This is a genomic window from Bacteroides muris (ex Fokt et al. 2023) (assembly GCF_024704895.1).
GTDB classification, from domain to species: Bacteria; Bacteroidota; Bacteroidia; order Bacteroidales; family Bacteroidaceae; genus Bacteroides; species Bacteroides muris.
This window is the reverse complement of sequence record NZ_JAMZEE010000040.1, coordinates 1-19146: the sequence shown is the minus strand read 5'-3', so window position 1 is coordinate 19146 and position 19146 is coordinate 1. Positions and strand designations below refer to the sequence as shown.

The following is a 19146-nucleotide window of genomic DNA, read 5'->3' as shown; positions in this document are numbered from 1 at the left end:
ATGAGACAGACAGTAGAAGAAACAGCTAAACAATATGTAGCAAATCATCCCAATTCAAATCCAAGTATAGAATTTCCAGAATGGGATGGAGTAGATGTATATGATGCTTTCAAAGCTGGTGCCGAATGGCAGGCAAAGCAATCCCCGTGGATAAGCGTAGAAATGGCTATTCCGAAAGATGATTCTCCCGGAGTAGTGCAAGTCATAACAGTAGACGGAAAAGAAGGTGAAATGGCGGCTCGTAGAGTGATGTATAATATTTATCCATACATCAAAACTGGATATGTCACACATTGGAGGCCGATACCAGCACTACCGAAAGGAGGCGAAGGATGAAAGCAATAACCATCAAACAGCCATGGGCCAGTCTGATAGTCCACGGCATCAAAGACATCGAGAATCGCACTTGGCCGTGTCCTAAGAAATACTTAGGGCAAAGGGTGCTGATTCATTCAAGCGCAGTCCCCGTGGAAATGATTAATCCTAATAGTGTATTTACGAAAAGGCAATGGGATAGCTTTTCACTTGGATTCCAGAGGGAGATTATTTGCGGCAATGGATATGTAAATTCTGCCATCATTGGAAGTGTCGAAATTGTGGATTGTGTTGTGAATCACTCTTCCATCTGGGCAGAGAAAGGGGGTTATAACTGGGTACTGGCTAATCCTATCCTTTACTCCAAACCTATCGAGAACGTGAAAGGGAAACCGTCTTTCTGGGACTATTCCGGTATTAAAGAGGTAAAAATTGAGTGTCCGGAATGTGGCAGTATAGAAATTGCTGTCGAAGATTATACGACAGCTCCGTTTCCGACTTACCTGCATAGGTGTAATAAGTGTGAACATGTGATTATGGAAAGTGAGTGGAATGTAATAAAGTAGGATATGGAATTTGATTGGGGAGGGTTTGTTGTAACAGTTTTGATAATTTGCGTTACTGTATATAATTGTTTAAATAGCTATTGGAAGCATAAGTATAGGGACGAGAACAAAGGTGACTGATAGATACAAAAAAAGGCTATCTATCCCAGACAGCCAATCTTTTTTATTAACCTTAAAGCTAATTACTATGAAAAACACATTGTAAAGGTACGGATTTGTGGGAGTTATGCAAATTATGAGCCTTTGTTCTGCTATCTTATAATATGGTTTAGCAAGCGGATATGTATGTTAACCATTAGGTGTAATTGTTAGATTGAAGGTTTGGATTTATTAAGGTATTGCTGTCTAAAGCAAAATCTTCTGCCAAATCGTGTCAGTAACTTCTTTGATGCCGAATAGTCCGTTCGTGGATTATTCGGTATCTTTATTTTGTAAATCAAAATAATAAAGTATGTACGCAGTAAATCAGTATGATGCAGTTGCAGAGAGTTATGATTCTCTGTTCAAAGACAAAGCCAGTATTGAGGAGAATCGTAGGATTGCTTCAATGCTTTTTGAGGTTCCAGGGATTTTTCTTGATGTGGGATGTGGTACGGGGTTATTCCTTGATATTCTGAAAGTGTCTCCGGATGAATATTTGGGTATTGACTCAAGTAGTAAAATGCTTGATGTTTTCAGAAAGAAGCATCCGGAGTATAATAATTTGTGTATTCCGTTTGAATTGCTCAATTTGAAGTTTGCAACATTCAATAGCATTGTAGCTTTGTTCGGCTCGGCCAGTTACATTGATATTGAAGCACTGACGGATATTCCCGAGGGAAAGAATATTTTCCTCATGTTCTACAAGGAGAATTATCATCCGGTAACTTATAAACGTACCGGCTGTAATCTGGAACATTACAGTCATTCAAGGAGTGAGCTGGAGGAAAGATTTCCTCATTGTGAAGTAAGGGAGTTTGATAACTATTATATCGTGACGAACGTATGATATTGTATTCAGAGCAGAATGTATATGAAGCGGCAAAAGACCGGATAAGGAAGTTGTTTTCTATGGGTAACAGATTAGGTGTTTGTTTCTCCGGAGGCAAGGATAGTACTGCCTTACTGCACCTTACTTTGGAAGTGACAAGTGAATTGGGCATTCAAAAGTTGCCGGTTATATTTCTCGATCAGGAATGTGAGTACACATATACTGTTGAGTATATGCGTTATATTATGTCATTGTCAGAGGTGGAACCTATTTGGGTGCAAATTCCGTTTCGGTTATGGAATGCGAACAGTGGTGACTGGTTTATCCCTTGGGAGCAAGGGAAAGTGTGGATGCGTGAGAAAGAAGATGTCTCTTTTAAGGAAAACGTCTATGGAGTCGACAGATTTAAGGATATGTTTGATGCCATCGCATATCATCACTTGGGAGAGGGTTATATATCTTTGGGAGGTGTCCGTATTGAAGAGTCACCAGCTCGTCGTGCTGGATTGACGGGAAAGGAAACCTTGCCAGGAATGACATATGGAAAACGTTGTAGCCATGGTGTTGTTATATATCCTTTGTATGATTGGTCATATCGCGATATATGGTATTACATCTTCTCCAATCGGTTGAAGTACAATAAGGTCTACAACTATATCTTTTCAAAGGAACCGTTGCGTTCTGCAAGGGTATCTTCTCTTATCCATGAGAACAGTAATCAGAATATTCCTTACTTGCAGGAGATTGACCCGAAGGCTTATAATGCCATGTACATGCGTATTCCCAATATTGGCACAACGAACCATCTTTTGTTGGATGCCTTTGAAGAGGTAAGAAACTATCCCAACTGTTTCAAGGACTGGCCGGAATATCTGCAATATCTCATAGACAATATCGTAGCTGAAGGCAAGAATAAAGTAATTTTTACCAATAATCTAAATACGGTGGTTGATAAGATTGCGGGCTGGTCTGATTCCGATCGCATTGATATATATCGAGCCTTTGCCCGTGGTATCATTACAGAGGACTTTGAACAGACAAAGTTGAATAATAGGTTATTGGTTCATAAATCAAAGTATAAATATGGAAAAACTAAAAGAAATAATCATCCGGATGCTTGATGAAGTGCCAGACAAAATAAACTTCTTCAATGAGATAAGACAGATTTTATTCTCTCTGTCTCCTGAAAAGGCCAATCCGGTGGACCGTGTCCTTTGGGTACCGATGGATATGGTGAAGGCGAACAACTATAATCCGAACGCTGTGGCAAAGCAGGAGATGCAGCTCCTTTATACTTCCATTCGTGAAGATGGATATACACAGCCAATTGTTACGATTTGGAGTGAAGAGGAGCAAAAGTATATTATTGTCGACGGGTTTCATCGTAACCTTATCGCGCGCATGTATAAGGACATTGCCCAGCGCAATAGTGGGCGTCTTCCCATTGTTGTCATTGACAAGGATATCAACGACCGTATGGCTTCTACGGTCCGTCACAATCGTGCCCGTGGCAAGCATTCCGTTGATGGCATGACAAACATCATTTATAACATGATAAAAAACGGTGAGTCGGATGCTGTTATTTGCAGAAAGCTTGGTATGGAGCCGTTGGAGCTTGTGAAGCTGAAGCATATTACCGGTTTTGCCAAGATGTTCAGGAATTATGAATACAGCAAAGCCATCAAAGAGATTGTTCATCATACAAACTCATTAGAATTATAACTATGGATATACAGAGCATTGCAATAGATAGGATTATTCCGTATTGGAATAATGCCCGAAACAATAGTAAGGCTGTTAAGCCGGTAGAAGAATCAATAAAGAAATATGGTTTCAATCAGCCGCTTGTGTTGGATAAGAATTTTGAAATCATTGTCGGTCATACACGGTATTTTGCCCTTTTGAATCTTGGATATAAAGAAGTCCCGTGCATCATTGTTGACTTGGACGAGGAAAAGGCACGTCAGTATCGTATCGCAGATAATAAGACATCAGAATTTGCGTCATGGGATGAAGAGAAACTGATACGTGAGCTTAGGACAATGAATGTACCTGCAGATATGCAAGACTTCTTTTTTGAACCCATAGACCAGTTACTCGGTTTTGACATGAATTTTATTCCGACCAACAATTATGGCACGGAAGAGTCGCAATCAGAAGTGGCAAAACAGGAATTCAGTGAGGAAATGCATCGCCAAGAGAATGAATCTTTCAGGAAGAGGGCGGAACGTATTGAAGAAGGTCTGGAGCAGGAAAGAACTGAATATATTGAACTTGCATGTCCTCATTGTGGAGAGATTATCAGAATGAAGAAATAATATGGCGGCACCGACAGGAAATAAATTTTGGATGTTAAGGAGCAAGCATGGGAGGGATAAACTCTTTTCCACGCCAGAACTCTTATGGGAGGCGGCATGTGAGTATTTCCAATGGTGTGATGAAAATCCCTGGTTATCCAAAAAGGCCATTCAAAAGACTGTTCCGGTAAAAAGGAAAAAGGGGAAGAAAGTGGAGACAGTCAATGAGCAACAAGTACAACAAGAAGTTTCCCCGACTTCCCGTCCGTATTCCCTTACCGGTTTCTGTATTTATGTAGGTGCTTCTTCCAAGTGGTGGAGCACTTTTCGTTCCGAATGTAGAAATAAGAATAATGAAGATTTTTTGGAGGTCATCGCGCGCGTGGAAGAAACAATCGAGACGCAGCAGTTTGAGGGCGCATGTGTCGGCGCTTTCAATGCGAATATCATTGCCCGAAAGTTAGGGCTTGCTGACAAGCAGGAGGTGGACCATACGAATGCAGGAAAAGAGTTCAAAGGATTTAATTTTCTACCATATACAGAAGATGCGGAGAAAGTCAAGTAATGGGATATAAGATCAATATAAAGCAGAGGTTAGCCTATAACTACCTTCGTGACGATGTTACGAAGTTTCTGTGTTATGGTGGCGCCGGTGGAGGTGGAAAGTCATGGCTTGGGTGTGAATGGCTTATGCAATGTGCTTACTATCTCCCGGGCACTCGATGGTTCGCTGGCCGAAATAATTTGAAAGATAGCCGTGAGTCTATCTCTGTCACTTTCGACAAGGTGGCAAAGTGGCATCGATTCACTGACTACAAGCAGACCAATGACGGTATACTTTTAGGGAATGGGGCGGAAATCATCTTTCTTGACTTGACATATTATCCCGTCAAAGACCCGATGTATGAGCGATTGGGCTCCAAGGAGTTTACTGGAGGGTGGATTGAAGAAGCCGGGCAGGTTCACCACCTCGCATTTGAGGTTTTGAAGACGCGTATAGGACGGCACTTGAATGATGTGTATGGAATATCCGGAAAGATACTTATCACTTGCAATCCGAAGAAGAACTGGCTTTATCGTGAGTTCTACAAACCGTGGAAAGAAGGCAAGCTGAAAGCCCCATACGCTTTTATCCAAGCATTGGTGCAGGATAATCCCTATGCTACTGAGGACTACATAGATACGCTCCGTAATACCAGGGACAAAGTGACAAAGGAGCGCTTGTACTATGGTAATTGGGAGTATGACAACGACCCGACAGCACTTTGTGATTATGATGCTATTTGCGACTTATTTACTAATGAGCATGTAATATCGGCTGGTTTATCGACGGGGGCGGCTGACCTTGCCATGAAAGGACGCGACCGCTTTGTCGGGGGGCACTGGGTGGGCAATGTGTGTTATATTCGGTTAGACCAGGAATACAGTACGGGTAAATCCATTGAGACAGACCTTAAAAACATGATGATACAGTGGAAGATTCCACGTAGCATGATGGTAGTTGATAGTGATGGACTTGGAAGCTACCTTGAAAGTTATTTGAATGGTATCAAAGAATTTCATGGTGGTACCCGACCGATTAATCCAGAGTACGACAACCTGAAATCTGAATGTGCATTTAAGCTTGCAGAGCTAATAAATAATCGGCAGATAAGAATTATATGTACGGAAGCGCAAAGAGAGCGCATAATGGAAGAATTGTCCGTCTTGAAGCAAGACCATATAGATGCCGATACCCGGAAGAAAGGGATAATCAGCAAGGAGAAGATGAAAGATATACTCGGGCATTCTCCGGATTACCTCGACATGTTGATAATGGCAATGCTTTTTCGTATAAAACCGATACCTAAAAGACCAAAAGCAAAATTAGGACAGATATGACAGTAAAAGAGTTTTTGATATTGAGTGACGTGGCGAGCAATGCTACTGAACTGTTGGAGCAGATAGGAAAGTTGCCTAAACCGGACTTTGTCGCAGGTGTCAGAGTTCCGGAGACTCTGAACGACCTCACCATAGGTCAGTTGATGGAACTGCAATCCGTACGCAATGGAATAGATTGTATAATGGTTCCATGCCGTGTTGTCCTTGGTTTGTCTATTGATAAGATAGAGAAGTATGAAGCAGCGGATATTTTGGGATTCTCCACATGGATAGCTAGGGAAGTTGAACGTATTACCAAGCTCTTTGAAACTACAAGCGTGGCACCGACTCCGGAAGAAAGACGTGCCGGAGTGGATAAGCTTTCGTTCGGGTTGTTTGGCTTGGTGGATTACTATGCTACCCGTATGGGGATAACTGACCATGAGCAGGTAGAGAGTGTTCCATGGGTAAGAGTGTACAAGTGTCTTGACATGGATGCGGAGAAAATACGTTATGAACGTCGATTACGAGAAATATATCAGAATAAGCAATGAATACAAGTGTAGAAAGGAAGATAGCTTCTGTTGCAGAAAAGCTGGAAGGAGTCACCTATTTGTTCGATAACTGGGCGACTGCCAATATCCGGTTGGATAAGATGCCATTGCCGGCCATTATAAATTTGCTTCCTATATCCGGGAAATTCGTCATATCAAGAACACAGCTAAGGGATTCTCCTAACTGCATGATAGCATTTGCTGATAAGACCAAATTTGATTTCGATGGGGTGGAGAATGATGAGGTTATTGAGAGGTGCAAAGGGTATGCAGTTCAATTTATCCGTGAGTTGAATAGGAGCGGGCTGTTTGAGTGGGTAAGCGATGAGGTCCCTTATTCCGTTTTCTATGATAAGCTGGATGTAAATGTTACTGGAATAGTAATAGAATTGAAACTGAAAGAGGTTCAAGGAGTACCCATGTGTTAGTTATGGAAGACAGAAGAAAGGACGTTAAAGATATACTGAACGAGGAGTTGGATAAACTTCGGCAGCGTATCATTGAGAATCATATACAAGCTGGACAGCGTGCAAGCGGAAGAACCATCAAGAGCCTGCATGTCGTAGTCGATGATAATCATGGTGTTTTATTCGGTAGACAGGTTTTTGGAGTTCTGGAAACAGGACGCGGACCGGGAAAAATCCCAAAAGGTTTTTATCAAATAATTCAGCAATGGGTGGTGGATAAGAGGATTCAAGTAGAAAAGCCTAAATCGTTTGCTTATCTCGTAGCTCGTAAGATTGCAAATGAGGGTACTAGGCTTTATCACTCTGGAACGCATGAGGATATATATTCAACGAGTGTTACACAAGCGATACGGGATATTATGGACCGTGTGTTTGGTGTTTTTCTGAACGATGTACAACATATAAATTTGCATAGTAATGAGGACGCATAAGATAGGAAATACTACAATCGAGTATCCGGATGAAATATCTTTCTGTTTCAATCCGGTAGTGATAAATATTAGTGGATATACTTGGGCATGGGTGGAAGCAACGATAACCGACGTACTTACCGGAAAGGAATATAAGGAAAAACGTGCATTATTTAAAACCGCATGTTTCTTTGATCTGTCTTTCTATATGCAATCGGCTTTTGATGCAACGGAGTTTGGCAAGATTGACTATCAATCCTCTATTCCACAAGATAGTCAGCTTGGGCGTCTGTTCTCTGTTGAAGTGGATATGTATACGTCTGATAGCACTATCGGAGAAAGTTTCCAGTTTAATACTTTTATTATTTGGGGCGCAATGAAAGTCGGCGAAAGATATAATGGTGACCGTATTCTAACATGGTTTAGGAACTTACCATTTACGGTCGGTATGTACACTGCGGGGGCCGGTACTGTTAGTGTGACTGCTGAGGGTCAAGTTTTGCCGTCCATCATATTGTCTGACCGCAAAGTGTATAATCTTACTTTGCAGGGTATTGATGCGAATAGGGATGTTGTTTTGAATCTCCCTGGAACCAGTACGGGAGCAAGTGTATTCGATAATACCTTTGACTTTACTTTTCACGCATTGACGAATGTGGCCGCAAATGTGAGGCTTTTAGTTGATGAATGCACGGATGGAATTTATTTACGTTGGATAAATCGTCATGGCTTTTATTGCTATTGGTTGTTTAAACGTGGTGATGAGAGCAAACAAATTGCCAATGATGGTGAATTCATTCGTAATAATATGCAAGACTATAACTATGTTAATGGCTATCATGGAGGTTCAGGACGTAAGCAGAGAAAAACAGAAGAGAATACATTGTTGGTGTGTGCTCCTTTAGTGGACTCTGAAACGTTTGACTTCTTGTTTCAACTCGCGTTGTCACCCATCGTTGATATGTATGCAGGTAAAAATGTGAATGGAGTTGATAGCTGGAAGGCGGTGAATGTATCTGTTGGTAATTTCAATAAGACAAAAGCCGTATTGCAGGATTTCGTAGCAACAATCATATTACCAGAAACAAGAGTACAAAGCTTATGAGAAACGATATGCTATTCATTGGTGATAAACTGATGGATTTGGATGATGATACCAAAGTAACGCTCAATTTCAAAAGTAATATATTTACGGATTTGAGTAAGATTATAAGTAATAATTCTTATACTATCAAACTTCCGAATACTATACGTAATCAGTGTGCAATCATGCATGCTGATTTACCTTCATGCGACATCGTTTATCCTAGAATTAAACTGAATGCTCGTTATTTTCGTAACGGGATAGAGATACTCAATAACGCAACTGCGGTCTTATTGTCTACATCGGATGTTTTTGAATTTGCTCTTTCATGGGGTAATGTCTCTAGATTTGCAAATATTATAAGTGGAAATAAAACGCTACGTGATTTGAAGGATAGACACAATTATGAGGTCATTGCTGATGATGATTTTCCAGATTATCATGTATTTTGGAAAGTAGGTTCTTTTGAAGGGGATGCTTCCGGTAATTTTTTTATTCCTAAAGTAGACTATGGTATACGGCGGGAAGATACAACAGGGTGGTATCATCCGGGGTGTAAGGTTACCTGGATTTTGTTACAAATTATGAAAGATAATGGTGTCACTTTTACGTTTCCTGCTAATCGCGCTTTTATATTAAGTAGATTGTTTGTACCCTTATTAACTCGTAATGATAGCAGAAGTTATGCTGCAAAAAATGCATTACATGCAGAGTTTAGTTACTATGTACATGGACGTCTTGATAAGGGAGAACCGGAAAAATTGTATTTTGCAGATAAGTCATTTTCAAGCTATTATGGGACTATAACCAAGTTTAAAAGTAGTTCTGGAAAAATTTATATTCAAGGCTTTAAACTTAATGCTCCGAATATGAAGATTTTGATGAATGGTAATGTGTCGTTTGATGTATCCACTTCTATATACCCTAATGGAGCATGTCTGGTTGCTTATTACATTATGGATGATGATACAAGAGTCGATATTGCAACTATAGATTATAGCAAGATTGAGAGGCATAACACAAATAGTTATACTATCTATTTTGATTTTACAGATATAGAGACAGATACGCTAGAGGAAAGTAAGGAGATTTTGTTTGGATTACTTGACGCAGGGTGGATTGATGATGGTGGTATATCTATGGATAATTCATTTAGCATTACAGCTATATGTGATCAAGTGATGCCTTCGATAGATGATGAGATAAATGCAGGATATGGGCACTTCCCGATTATTGCAAATTTGCCCGAAATAAAACAGATAGATTTTATTAAAGCTGTTGCTGCAATTCTCGGTGTTTTTGCTGTTCCTGGTAAGAATGATTCAAATTCCATTGAGTTTGTTTCTGTAGATACTATTAAAGAAAATGAAACAAGAGCATATGATTGGACAAAAAAGGTTGTTGCTACTTATAGGGAGAATAAACCTAATATGTTGGAATATAGGCTGAATGATTTCGCACAGCTGAATTATCTGCGTTACAAAGAAGACTCTACGGTTAATGGCTCTTATGATGGAGCATTACAAGTATTAGATTACACTTTGGATTCAGAGCGTGATATTCTTACACTTCCATTTGCTGGTACTGATATGGCAGGTGGCGTTGCGTCTATAAAGTTATATAAGTATGACAGTGATGGTAAATCTTCTCTAGAGAAAGTGGAGCCAAGAATTTTACTTTGTACAGATGATGCGGATGTTCTGAAAGGAACATTTGAGGAACTTGATTTTTCTTCTGTGATTAACTCTTATTACAAAAGTTATAGTGAGGTCATTTATATGCCTAAAGTAATCACAGAAAAGATAGAAATAAATGATATTGAGTTGAGAGACTTGGATATGACTGTTCCAATTTACTTGGCCCAATATGGTAGATATTATGCCATTATTTCCATTAAGGCGGAAGATACAGGAATATGTGAATGTAAATTGTTACAATTGGAGGTGTAGTTATGGGAAATAGCAATGTAGAAGAAAAGATTCTTGATATTAGAGTACGTTATGATGATGCTATCCGTAAAATTGCGGAGTATCGTTCACAGTTGGATGTACTCCGAAAAAGGGAGCAAACTTTAAAGGATGACTTGAAGGCTGGGCGGATTAGTCGAGAACAATATAATTTGAAATTGTCTGAAACGAAGATAGCAACGCAGCAATATAATGATGTTATTCGGATGCTGAATAAGCAAGTTCAGAATCAATTAAAATTAGAGAAGGAACAAGAGGGTAGCCTTGTGGCTTTACGAGCAGAACTTTCCAATGCTACCGCTGCATATGACGCATTGAGTAGAGAAGAAAGAGAAGGCACTAAAGGTAAGGAACTGCAGAATCATATTAATGCAATCACCGAGGAATTAAAGGAAGCAGAGGAGGAAACGCAGCGTTTTTATCGGAATGTAGGAAACTATGAAGCTGCTATTTTAAAGGCTGCACAATCAAATATCCCATTTCTTGATTCAATTATTAAAATGCAAACAGAACTTGGGGGAGTGAAACAAGCTTTTAATGTTGGGAAAACAGCTGTTATAGGATTTAGTAAGCAATTATTAGCTTTACTGACGAATCCGATAGTTGCTATTCTTGCTAGTATTGCTGCAGCGATAATGCTTGTATCCAAAGCTATTAATTCCAGTGAAGAAGCGTCAAATCGTTGGAACATTATTGCCGCTCCATTATCAAGGTCACTTGATTTTCTTTTGAACATAGTTCAACGATTAGCGGGAGGTATTCTATCTGTTGTTGAGTCTGGAGCAAAGATGATTGGATGGATAGCTAAGATGGCAGAAAAATTGCCTGGCATAGGAAAGTATATCAGGGACATTAACGATGCCAATAGAGAGGCTATCAAACTAGCTAAGGAAGAAGCAGCCATAGCAAAACAAGCGCGAACGGACCAAGTACAGAATGCTAAAGACCAGCTGGAGGTCGCACGTTTGCGCCAGCAGGCGAAAGACAAGGAGAAGTTCACGGCAGAGGAGAGACTTGCTTTCGTAAAGCAGGCTAATAAGCTTGAAGAGGAGCAGGCAAAGCGGAATGTGGATTTGGCAACGAGAGAGTTTGAGCTTCTTCGTAAGCGTTCAGAATGGGCAGAAAATGATGCAGAGACAAATGATAAGTTGGCTGAACTTGAAGCTGCAAAATACAATGCGGAGAAGGAGTATTTCTCTAAAACTATGGAATTACTTGAGCAGGAGAATACGATTAGAGGAGAAATAGTCACAGCGCAGAAAGCTGTGTCAGAGAAAGTGGCTGCCATCAAAGAAAAAGAGCGCGAGGAAATCCGAAAAGCAGAAGATGAAGCCTTGAAGATAGTCAAGGATGCCCAAGAAAAACAATTTATTGAGACTAAGAGAGTGTATGAGCGTCAGATAGAGGATTTACGTATCCGTTTACGTACTGAAATAGGGCTTACAGCAACTATGCGCCAAGCACTTAATCAGCAGATTATTGCACTTGAACAGCAAAAAAATGATGCATTACAGCAATTATCAGAAGAACAACTGATGAAGGAGGTGGAGAACCGGCAGAAACTAATCTCTCTGCAACTTGAATCCGTAAAAGCTGGAAGTGAGCAGGAGTACCAACTAAAAATACAGCAGTTGGTTGCACAGCGTGACGCAGAGCTGGCCAACAAGGAGTTGACCGAGCAGATGAAGATTGCCATCACTGAGAAGTATAACAAGTTAATAGATAAACTTACTGATGAAAGGCTAAAAAAAGAAGCGAATGCAATAAAAGAAGCAATTTCTCTTGATATGGAAAATGCATTATTGCAGATGCAGGTTGACGGTGCGTCTACTCTTGATATTCTGAATGAAAAGGCAAGGATTTCCTTGGAAACATTTAATAATGTAAGAAGGGAAGATTATGATAGCGAAGAAAAATATCTGAATGATAAGCTGAAAGCGCAAGTAAGCTATTTGCAATCTAAAAAAGCTATAACAGAGGAAGAAGTGAATATTGCAACCAAAAAGATGGAAGTACTCTCCTCATTGGCGGGTAGCCTCTCCGAGTTGGTAGAGCAAGCTGCAGGAGATAATGAGAACATGGCCCAGTTGGCGAAAATACTGGCTATTGCGGAGGTTTCTATCGCACAAGGGGTAGCCATTGCCAAAGCCGTAGAAACAGCTACCCGCTCATCTGCAACATGGATTGACATGCTTGCTGCGATAGGTACTGTAGTGGCATCTGTAACTACTGTTATGGGAAAGGCTATGAAATCGGTGAAAAGTGCTAAATTTGCACAAGGAGGTAAAGTTGAAGGGCCAGGTTCCGGTATAAGTGATTCCATACCTGCTATGTTGTCCAACGGTGAAAGTGTAATGACGGCTGCTGCAACCTCGATGTTTGCTCCGTTATTGTCGGCTTTCAATCAGATAGGAGGAGGTATTCCCATTAATGTAACAGCTTCTTCCAATCAGGCGTTAGGAGAGGACATGTTGGCCAAAGCTGTTGCAAAAGGTATGATGATGGCGCCTGCTCCGGTGGTTTCTGTGGAAGAGTTTACCTCTGTTGCTAATAGGGTTAAGTACGTTGAAAATCTTGGTAGTATATGAAAGCATATGAACTATTGATATTGAATAAAAGTCTTCTTCAAATGATGGGGGACGCTTCGCTTGATGTCGGGGATGTGAAATATATTCCCGTGTATCAAGAGTATGTTCGTCTGTCAAAGGAGGGGCATAAAAAGACTTATATCATGCAATATTTATCCGATGAGTATAATATTGCGGAAAGGACAATTTATCGGATAATAGATAAGTTCTCAAGTAAAGTGGATATTTAGGGGCGGAATTATTCCGCTCTTTTTTTGTTTTGAAAAAGTTGCTGACAAAGCGTGTCAGTGGAATAGACTTCTTATTTTCTTCAAGCCGTATCATGTTTTCTACCTTTGTTACAAACAATTATGTGATATGGCTAAATTATACATTAACAAGGACATTGTAGCCGATAAGGATAAAATGGAAAATTGGTATTTGACCGGTGACGAGGGGCTTTCGTTTCCGGATATCCAATACTTTCTTTCATGGCTTGACCCGGCTGACCCTAAAATTGATATTGAAATCCATTCGTGCGGCGGTGATACGGTTGAGGGGTATGCTATTTATGATGCATTACGTGCGTCGGGCAAGGAAATATCCTGTACCGTTGTTGGACGATGTGCTTCTATGGCTACCATCATTTTGCTTTCTGCTCCACTTGAACGCAGAAAAGCTTATCCTCATGCAAAGTTTCTCATCCACAAACCATATTTGGCAAGATATGATGATTTATTGGACCTTGAAACTATAGAATCCATCAAATCAAGTCTGGAAGCGGAAAAGGATAAGATGATGGCTGTATATGTTGAACGGACAGGAGTTGAATCGACCATTTTGGAGATCCAGATGAACAAGGAGGCATGGTTTGGCGGTGAGGTTGCAAAACAACTTGGATTTATATCTGATGTTCTTATACCGACTACAGCAAAAGGAACTGATTATAAACTTAATAGTGAGAAAATGAACAAAGAGAAACAAGTAACGGTAAAGCAATCTATCATTGACAGACTGCTTGCGAAATGTGGCTACCAGAAGATAGAAGACATTCCGGTAGTATCTATGGAACTGACAGATGCCGAAGGTAATACACTGACGGTGGAACGTGAAGAAGGAGAACCGCAGGTGGGAGATGCGGCATCCCCCGATGGCGAGCATGTTATGCCCGATGGTAAGACTATCATTGTAACAGACGGAGTGATTACAGAAATCAAAGACCCGGAAGAAGCAAACGGTGACGAGGAGATTGAAGCTTTAAAGGCGCGCATTGAAGAACTTGAAGAGGAAAATGCGGCATTGAAAACCAATGCCCGTACAGTTGAGGACAATAAGATACTGAATGCTGTAAAGATGGCAGGAGGTGAGAATTGGCTAGCAAAACATTGTTCAACCTATAGAGTCTCTTTGCGTACCCAATCCTTCAAGAATACTGTTGAGACACAAGCAAGTGCAGAGGAGACACCTATTCAAAGAAAGTTGAGAGAGGAAAGAGAGAAGAGAGCTAAAAAGTAAAGAAAGGAGAATTGAGTATGCCTATTTTAGATTTTTCAAAATTGACGCCAGACAATCAGGCGGTGAAGGATTTGAAAGACTTGATTGAACTGACAGTCTTTCAAAATGAGGATATGGAGCGTTTTATGACGTTCATGCCTAAAGTGACCAATGGCAAGAAAGTTGGCTTCATTGGTGAGATGGAGGATGTAGGTATCGCAGGCGCCGGATGTGACCCTGAATATCAAAAAGTGGCTATCGCTGCTGCCCAGAAAGTATGGGAAATTGGCGACTGGCAAGTCCCGTTGGAAATGTGCTATGAGGATTTGGAGAATACTATTGCAAAGTACTGCTTGAAGACCGGTACCAATATTGCGGACCTTACTTCTACTGAATATATGGATGGGATTGTCCTTCCAAAACTGACGGAAGCAATGATGAAAATGTTATGGCGCTTTACTTGGTTTGGAGACAAGGATGCTGCTAATATTGACGGTTCCGGTCAAATTACGGATGGATTGAATGTAGAATTGTTCAAGACATGTGACGGTTTCTTTAAACGCTTGTTTGCCATATGTACGGAGAATTCCGGCCAGCATACTGTCATTTCCGCTAATTCCGAAGCATCCTACGCTTTGCAGAAGTCTAAAATGAAGGAACTGGGAGCTGCTACATCTGTATTTGACGCGATGCTTGAAGATGCGGATAGCCGTATTTTCCAGAAGTCCGGACATGCAATTTTTGCTACAAAATCATTATGTGATTCTTTGTCACGTGATGTGAGGGAGAAATATAAGGTTATTATGCCTTGGACGGTTATTTTTGACGGCCTTGAAGTAGGAGAGTATGACGGCGTTACGGTTGTAAAATGCTCTATCTGGGACCGATTTATTCAAGCATATCAGAACGACAAGACGAAACTGAACCTTCCTCACCGTGCGGTTCTGTGTTCTCCGGACAACTTGATGTATGGCTGTGAAGGCGATAATCCGATATCTGACCTTGATATCTGGTTTGAAAGAAAACCCCGTAAGAATTACATCTATTCTACTGGTAAACTCGGTTCTATGATTGGCGAGGACAACTTGGTGCAAGTAGCATATTGACAAAAGGAGGTATTCTATGGGAGTATGTGATGATATTTTAAAGAAAGATATTGTTCCGTCGTGTGATGATCCAGTAGTACAAGGATTGGAGCAGGAAGGGGTAATAATGAATCGTGCGGATGTGGACTTTGCAGCCACAGTATTCAATTCTACAAAAAAGAATGTGATTGAAACGCTGGCTATGAAAACTGGGAAGAAGGCTTATAAGGTTGTTGTTCCTGGTAAAAATCCATTTACGGGTACAAAGACCTCATTAGTGGCTGGCACATATCGTAGTTCGTTTACCAATACAGTCGCGATTGTGATATTGGCAAACGATCCGGATGTATGCGCTGATGTTATTGACGGATTGGCTAACGGTACCTATGTTGTGGTGTTGGAGAATAAATATAAGGGTTTACAGAAAGAAGGAAACCCTGGTGATGCCGCTTTTCAGGTGTATGGTTACTATCAAGGACTTACAGCTACAGCTATCGACAACGATAAGTATAGTGAGGATACTGAAGGGGGATGGGCTGTTACCTTGGAAGAGCAGAAAACGCCTAAATCTGCATTATTCTTGTTCAAGACGAGTTATGAAGCAACTAAGACAGCTGTCAATACCTTGACGGCTGAACCGGCAGCATAGGAGGGAATATGCTTGTTTTGGAGGTGGTTGATAAGTTGAAGAGATTGGGAGATAAGGTCTCCCTTTCTTCTTCTGATAAATCAGACATTGAACTGATGTTTCATGAAGTTCTTGGTAGGACATTTACCAAGACCTCATGTGGTGATTGCTATCGTGACGCTGTGATTGAAATGTATTCGTACTTAAAAAGATATGGAAAAATGAAAGAAAAATCAAGTTATGCATTGAAAAATGGTGTATTGCTCCAAGTAGGTTTTGGAAGTAGTGAAATGTACACCAACAACAATCTTACTGACGAAGCGGCAGAAAGGTATCTTGCGGAAAATCCTAAAGGGATAGTCTTTTTTGCTTCAACGCCTTCCGATTGGGAGAAAAGGGTTGAAAGACGGATGAGTCCTGCTTTACCATTGGATGAAACTTTGGTCTCAGAATTGGTGAAAGCCTTTGAAGTGGAAGGTGCTACTTCTGAGATTGTGAGAGATGCGTTCAAGACTTATAAACTGAACGGGAAGAAAGTTACAGCTAAAGTATTGGATGCTCATATTAAAGAGGCTCAATCTGTAGTTGACTCTAAGCAGACTATAGAAGCCGTAGAAACGGTGAAATAAAGAATAACCTCACGGAACGATGAACGTAAATGAATTAAAGAAGAAGAGTAATAGGCGTGTTGACACGGGCTATTTACGTAATCTTGGCATCCAAAGCTACGGTGATGATAATTTATATCCCCAACATCTAAGAAATATTATCGCTGCGAGTTCAACGGGTAGCGAATGTGCGGAACGTTATGCCAATTTCATAGAGGGAAATGGGTTCCGTGAGGTTGCTTTTTCTGAATATGTGGTTAACCGCCGTGGAGATACGGCAGATGACATCCATGCTTTCGTCTGTAAGGATGTTGCTGATTATGATGGGATGGCGATACATGTTAATTATAATATGTTCGCAGATATAGTGGAAGTACAGCACATCCCCTTTGAAAATTGCCGTTTGTTGGAGGAAGATGAATCTGGATATATTGCAAAAATCGCAATTCATCCGGATTGGACAGGAAAGAAAACCCGTCAGGGAAAAGCCATAAAGGTAGTACAAGAAAATGTGGAGTTTATAGATGTATTTAATCCACGTAAGGAGGTGGTCTATGCACAAATTCGGGCTGCCGGAGGAATTGAAAACTATAAGGGGCAGATACTATGGATTAGCAACACTGGGAAATTCGTGTATCCTATCGGAAGAGCTGACCGTGTGATTACGGAAATGAGTACGGATGAGGGATTAGCCAATGTGAAGTATCGTAATGTGCGTTGTAACTTCATGCCTTCCGGGATGATAATTACAAAGAAAGGTGCTTCTTCGGTACGTTTTGATGAAAACGGAAATCCTATAAAAGAGGATAGGGCTAATGAAGATACTGGTTTTTCTGATACTATCGTGCAATTACAAGGAGACACCAATGCGACAAAGGTCTTAGAGGTAACCTTGGAATCTGATGAAGAAAAACCGGAGTTTGTGGATATTAGTCCTAAAAATTATGATAAGGAGTTTACCGTTACTGATGCCAGTGTGGTTGAACGTATTTATTCAGCTTTCGGGCAGGAGCCTTGGTATTGTATCCGGATTGGTAAGGTTGGTTTTTCTGGGGATATATTGGAAGATGCTTTTGAATACTATAACTCTATTGTGTCAAAGCAACAACGTATGATTGAACGGGCTTTTCAGAAAATTTTTGCACATTGGTATGAACCTCTCAATCCCTCCAATGACTTTAGTGTACAACCTCTTAAATATATAAGAAATGCTGAAGTGCCTAATAACAACAGATGAGATATATAAGTTGGCTCGTACGATGTCAATACACATCGATACAGAAAAGATAGAAGCATATATTCGGGAGTCGGAGAACATTGATTTGAAGTCAGCTTTGGGTGATGCTTTATTCTTAGATGTGAAAGAACATCCGGAAAATTATAGTGAGTTGCTTAATGGTAGTTCCTATACCATAGAATGTGAAGGCAAACGTTCCTTTGTAGGGCTGAAAACGACATTGGCATATTATACCTATGCTCGTCTCGTGAAAAATGGGGATGGAAATGTCACCCGTTTTGGATTTGTCAATAAAGATAACGAGTATTCGTCGCGTTCTGATTTTAAGGAGAAACTTATGGCTTATAATGATGCTTTCTCTGTTGCTGATAGGTATATGAAAGAATGTGTTCGGTATTTGAATGATAACAAAAAAGACTTTCCGCTGTATAGGGGAAATGGAGGGATTAATGCTAATCGTGTAACTTTTAGAGTACTTGGTGAATAATGCCTGATACACTTGACATATTAAGGAAACTTGCTCTACAGATAAGGAACGCTTCTTCTGAGGGAGAGAATACCGCAGAGAGGGTTGGCCGCACGCTGGTCGGAATCTTGAATCTGTTATCCAAATACTCCCCTGAAGAATTGGAGAAGATTTTTCTGAGGAAAGACAAAGAGGACGGCACTCCCTTCCCCATGACCTTCGGAGATTGGGTCAAGTTCGGCGAATTCCTCACTGGTATTTCCGGAGGGTGCATCGACAAGAACGGCATTTTGGAAATGGAGGAAGGCATTTTTCGCAAACGTCTGTTTGTTCCGGAGATTGCCTATAACCGTGTGACCTATTTCAAAGGCAGGATGTGCGCCTCCCCCGGAGGTGGATGCACGGTCAAGGAATGGAGCGACAACGGTGACGGCAGCTATACCATAACCCCGGATTTGACGGATGCCGACGGGCTGAGCCAGTTTGTCGATGACATACTTACTACTTACTTCGTCACCAAGAACGCCGAAGGCAAGCTGCAGGGTTTCGAGGAGATGAAGTTCCGGGTGAC

At 40.8% G+C, this 19146-nt stretch carries 22 protein-coding genes and 1 pseudogene; all 23 read left to right on the top strand.

Translation table 11 applies throughout. The features are described from left to right. Entirely contained in the window at positions 1 to 336 is a 336-nt protein-coding gene (locus M1B78_RS14290) for a hypothetical protein (protein WP_257941033.1), read from the top strand. After that, on the top strand, positions 333 to 881 hold the full coding sequence (locus M1B78_RS14285) for an ASCH domain-containing protein (RefSeq protein WP_257941032.1): 549 nt from the start codon (positions 333 to 335) through the stop codon (positions 879 to 881). The genes M1B78_RS14290 and M1B78_RS14285 overlap by 4 nt, the downstream gene beginning before the upstream one ends. 451 nt (positions 882 to 1332) lie before the next feature. Further along, on the top strand, positions 1333 to 1869 hold the full coding sequence (locus tag M1B78_RS14280; protein WP_257941031.1) for a methyltransferase domain-containing protein: 537 nt from the start codon (positions 1333 to 1335) through the stop codon (positions 1867 to 1869). Beyond that, positions 1866 to 2972, top strand: coding sequence for a phosphoadenosine phosphosulfate reductase family protein (locus tag M1B78_RS14275; protein ID WP_257941030.1), 1107 nt, complete (start codon positions 1866 to 1868; stop codon positions 2970 to 2972). The genes M1B78_RS14280 and M1B78_RS14275 overlap by 4 nt, the downstream gene beginning before the upstream one ends. Continuing rightward, entirely contained in the window at positions 2935 to 3573 is a 639-nt protein-coding gene (locus tag M1B78_RS14270; protein WP_257941029.1) for an IbrB-like domain-containing protein, read from the top strand. Before M1B78_RS14275 ends, M1B78_RS14270 begins: the two co-directional genes overlap by 38 nt. A 2-nt stretch (positions 3574 to 3575) precedes the next feature. Continuing rightward, entirely contained in the window at positions 3576 to 4169 is a 594-nt protein-coding gene (locus tag M1B78_RS14265; protein ID WP_257941028.1) for a ParB N-terminal domain-containing protein, read from the top strand. Between the two features lies 1 nt (position 4170). Further along, positions 4171 to 4713 (top strand): DNA-packaging protein, encoded by a 543-nt coding sequence (locus tag M1B78_RS14260; RefSeq protein ID WP_257941027.1) that lies wholly within the window; start codon positions 4171 to 4173, stop codon positions 4711 to 4713. A gap of 54 nt (positions 4714 to 4767) precedes the next feature. Beyond that, entirely contained in the window at positions 4768 to 4896 is a 129-nt protein-coding gene (locus M1B78_RS14255; RefSeq protein WP_257941047.1) for a hypothetical protein, read from the top strand. Then, positions 4839 to 6029: a phage terminase large subunit gene (locus M1B78_RS14250; RefSeq protein WP_257941046.1), complete on the top strand. Its 1191-nt coding sequence runs from the start codon at positions 4839 to 4841 to the stop codon at positions 6027 to 6029. The genes M1B78_RS14255 and M1B78_RS14250 overlap by 58 nt, the downstream gene beginning before the upstream one ends. After that, positions 6026 to 6562 (top strand): hypothetical protein, encoded by a 537-nt coding sequence (locus M1B78_RS14245; RefSeq protein ID WP_257941026.1) that lies wholly within the window; start codon positions 6026 to 6028, stop codon positions 6560 to 6562. The genes M1B78_RS14250 and M1B78_RS14245 overlap by 4 nt, the downstream gene beginning before the upstream one ends. Next, entirely contained in the window at positions 6559 to 6990 is a 432-nt protein-coding gene (locus M1B78_RS14240) for a hypothetical protein (protein ID WP_257941025.1), read from the top strand. Before M1B78_RS14245 ends, M1B78_RS14240 begins: the two co-directional genes overlap by 4 nt. Positions 6991 to 6992: 2 nt before the next feature. Continuing rightward, positions 6993 to 7460 carry a hypothetical protein gene (locus tag M1B78_RS14235; protein WP_257941024.1) on the top strand — a complete coding sequence of 156 codons (468 nt, stop codon included), beginning with the start codon at positions 6993 to 6995 and terminating at the stop codon, positions 7458 to 7460. Then, the gene (locus M1B78_RS14230; RefSeq protein ID WP_257941023.1) at positions 7447 to 8544 is read left to right on the top strand and encodes a hypothetical protein; all 1098 of its coding nucleotides are present in this window, start codon (positions 7447 to 7449) and stop codon (positions 8542 to 8544) included. Before M1B78_RS14235 ends, M1B78_RS14230 begins: the two co-directional genes overlap by 14 nt. Next, on the top strand, positions 8541 to 10472 hold the full coding sequence (locus M1B78_RS14225; RefSeq protein WP_257941022.1) for a hypothetical protein: 1932 nt from the start codon (positions 8541 to 8543) through the stop codon (positions 10470 to 10472). Before M1B78_RS14230 ends, M1B78_RS14225 begins: the two co-directional genes overlap by 4 nt. 2 nt (positions 10473 to 10474) lie before the next feature. Next, the gene (locus tag M1B78_RS14220; protein ID WP_257941021.1) at positions 10475 to 13078 is read left to right on the top strand and encodes a hypothetical protein; all 2604 of its coding nucleotides are present in this window, start codon (positions 10475 to 10477) and stop codon (positions 13076 to 13078) included. Continuing rightward, complete coding sequence (locus M1B78_RS14215) at positions 13075 to 13308, top strand: hypothetical protein (protein ID WP_117600625.1); 234 nt, start codon at positions 13075 to 13077, stop codon at positions 13306 to 13308. The genes M1B78_RS14220 and M1B78_RS14215 overlap by 4 nt, the downstream gene beginning before the upstream one ends. Positions 13309 to 13435: 127 nt before the next feature. Continuing rightward, a complete protein-coding gene (locus M1B78_RS14210) occupies positions 13436 to 14572 on the top strand; it encodes an ATP-dependent Clp protease proteolytic subunit (RefSeq protein WP_257941020.1) in 1137 nt (378 codons plus the stop codon). 17 nt (positions 14573 to 14589) lie between these two features. Beyond that, positions 14590 to 15657 carry a hypothetical protein gene (locus M1B78_RS14205; RefSeq protein ID WP_257941019.1) on the top strand — a complete coding sequence of 356 codons (1068 nt, stop codon included), beginning with the start codon at positions 14590 to 14592 and terminating at the stop codon, positions 15655 to 15657. A gap of 16 nt (positions 15658 to 15673) precedes the next feature. Then, positions 15674 to 16285, top strand: a complete 612-nt coding sequence (locus tag M1B78_RS14200) for a hypothetical protein (protein ID WP_117589266.1) — start codon at positions 15674 to 15676, stop codon at positions 16283 to 16285. A gap of 8 nt (positions 16286 to 16293) precedes the next feature. Then, on the top strand, positions 16294 to 16893 hold the full coding sequence (locus M1B78_RS14195; protein WP_257941018.1) for a hypothetical protein: 600 nt from the start codon (positions 16294 to 16296) through the stop codon (positions 16891 to 16893). Positions 16894 to 16912: 19 nt separating this feature from the next. Beyond that, complete coding sequence (locus tag M1B78_RS14190) at positions 16913 to 18109, top strand: hypothetical protein (protein ID WP_217722727.1); 1197 nt, start codon at positions 16913 to 16915, stop codon at positions 18107 to 18109. A gap of 22 nt (positions 18110 to 18131) precedes the next feature. Then, positions 18132 to 18596, top strand: coding sequence for a hypothetical protein (locus M1B78_RS14185; RefSeq protein ID WP_217731531.1), 465 nt, complete (start codon positions 18132 to 18134; stop codon positions 18594 to 18596). Then, positions 18596 to 19146: pseudogene (locus tag M1B78_RS14180) on the top strand (hypothetical protein); the annotation flags it as partial. The gene M1B78_RS14185 and the pseudogene M1B78_RS14180, both read left to right, overlap by 1 nt.

What these genes read in the sequence shown, in the direction of transcription:
- M1B78_RS14200 (WP_117589266.1), top strand. Translation starts at nt 15,674, where the DNA reads ATGGGAGTATGTGATGATATTTTAAAGAAAGATATTGTTCCGTCGTGT.
- M1B78_RS14240 (WP_257941025.1), top strand. Translation starts at nt 6,559, where the DNA reads ATGAATACAAGTGTAGAAAGGAAGATAGCTTCTGTTGCAGAAAAGCTG.
- M1B78_RS14205 (WP_257941019.1), top strand. Translation starts at nt 14,590, where the DNA reads ATGCCTATTTTAGATTTTTCAAAATTGACGCCAGACAATCAGGCGGTG.
- M1B78_RS14255 (WP_257941047.1), top strand. Translation starts at nt 4,768, where the DNA reads ATGTTACGAAGTTTCTGTGTTATGGTGGCGCCGGTGGAGGTGGAAAGT.
- M1B78_RS14260 (WP_257941027.1), top strand. Translation starts at nt 4,171, where the DNA reads ATGGCGGCACCGACAGGAAATAAATTTTGGATGTTAAGGAGCAAGCAT.
- M1B78_RS14185 (WP_217731531.1), top strand. Translation starts at nt 18,132, where the DNA reads ATGTCAATACACATCGATACAGAAAAGATAGAAGCATATATTCGGGAG.
- M1B78_RS14245 (WP_257941026.1), top strand. Translation starts at nt 6,026, where the DNA reads ATGACAGTAAAAGAGTTTTTGATATTGAGTGACGTGGCGAGCAATGCT.
- M1B78_RS14215 (WP_117600625.1), top strand. Translation starts at nt 13,075, where the DNA reads ATGAAAGCATATGAACTATTGATATTGAATAAAAGTCTTCTTCAAATG.
- M1B78_RS14210 (WP_257941020.1), top strand. Translation starts at nt 13,436, where the DNA reads ATGGCTAAATTATACATTAACAAGGACATTGTAGCCGATAAGGATAAA.
- M1B78_RS14235 (WP_257941024.1), top strand. Translation starts at nt 6,993, where the DNA reads ATGGAAGACAGAAGAAAGGACGTTAAAGATATACTGAACGAGGAGTTG.
- M1B78_RS14280 (WP_257941031.1), top strand. Translation starts at nt 1,333, where the DNA reads ATGTACGCAGTAAATCAGTATGATGCAGTTGCAGAGAGTTATGATTCT.
- M1B78_RS14190 (WP_217722727.1), top strand. Translation starts at nt 16,913, where the DNA reads ATGAACGTAAATGAATTAAAGAAGAAGAGTAATAGGCGTGTTGACACG.
- M1B78_RS14265 (WP_257941028.1), top strand. Translation starts at nt 3,576, where the DNA reads ATGGATATACAGAGCATTGCAATAGATAGGATTATTCCGTATTGGAAT.
- M1B78_RS14275 (WP_257941030.1), top strand. Translation starts at nt 1,866, where the DNA reads ATGATATTGTATTCAGAGCAGAATGTATATGAAGCGGCAAAAGACCGG.
- M1B78_RS14230 (WP_257941023.1), top strand. Translation starts at nt 7,447, where the DNA reads ATGAGGACGCATAAGATAGGAAATACTACAATCGAGTATCCGGATGAA.
- M1B78_RS14225 (WP_257941022.1), top strand. Translation starts at nt 8,541, where the DNA reads ATGAGAAACGATATGCTATTCATTGGTGATAAACTGATGGATTTGGAT.
- M1B78_RS14290 (WP_257941033.1), top strand. Translation starts at nt 1, where the DNA reads ATGAGACAGACAGTAGAAGAAACAGCTAAACAATATGTAGCAAATCAT.
- M1B78_RS14250 (WP_257941046.1), top strand. Translation starts at nt 4,839, where the DNA reads ATGCAATGTGCTTACTATCTCCCGGGCACTCGATGGTTCGCTGGCCGA.
- M1B78_RS14270 (WP_257941029.1), top strand. Translation starts at nt 2,935, where the DNA reads ATGGAAAAACTAAAAGAAATAATCATCCGGATGCTTGATGAAGTGCCA.
- M1B78_RS14285 (WP_257941032.1), top strand. Translation starts at nt 333, where the DNA reads ATGAAAGCAATAACCATCAAACAGCCATGGGCCAGTCTGATAGTCCAC.
- M1B78_RS14195 (WP_257941018.1), top strand. Translation starts at nt 16,294, where the DNA reads ATGCTTGTTTTGGAGGTGGTTGATAAGTTGAAGAGATTGGGAGATAAG.
- M1B78_RS14220 (WP_257941021.1), top strand. Translation starts at nt 10,475, where the DNA reads ATGGGAAATAGCAATGTAGAAGAAAAGATTCTTGATATTAGAGTACGT.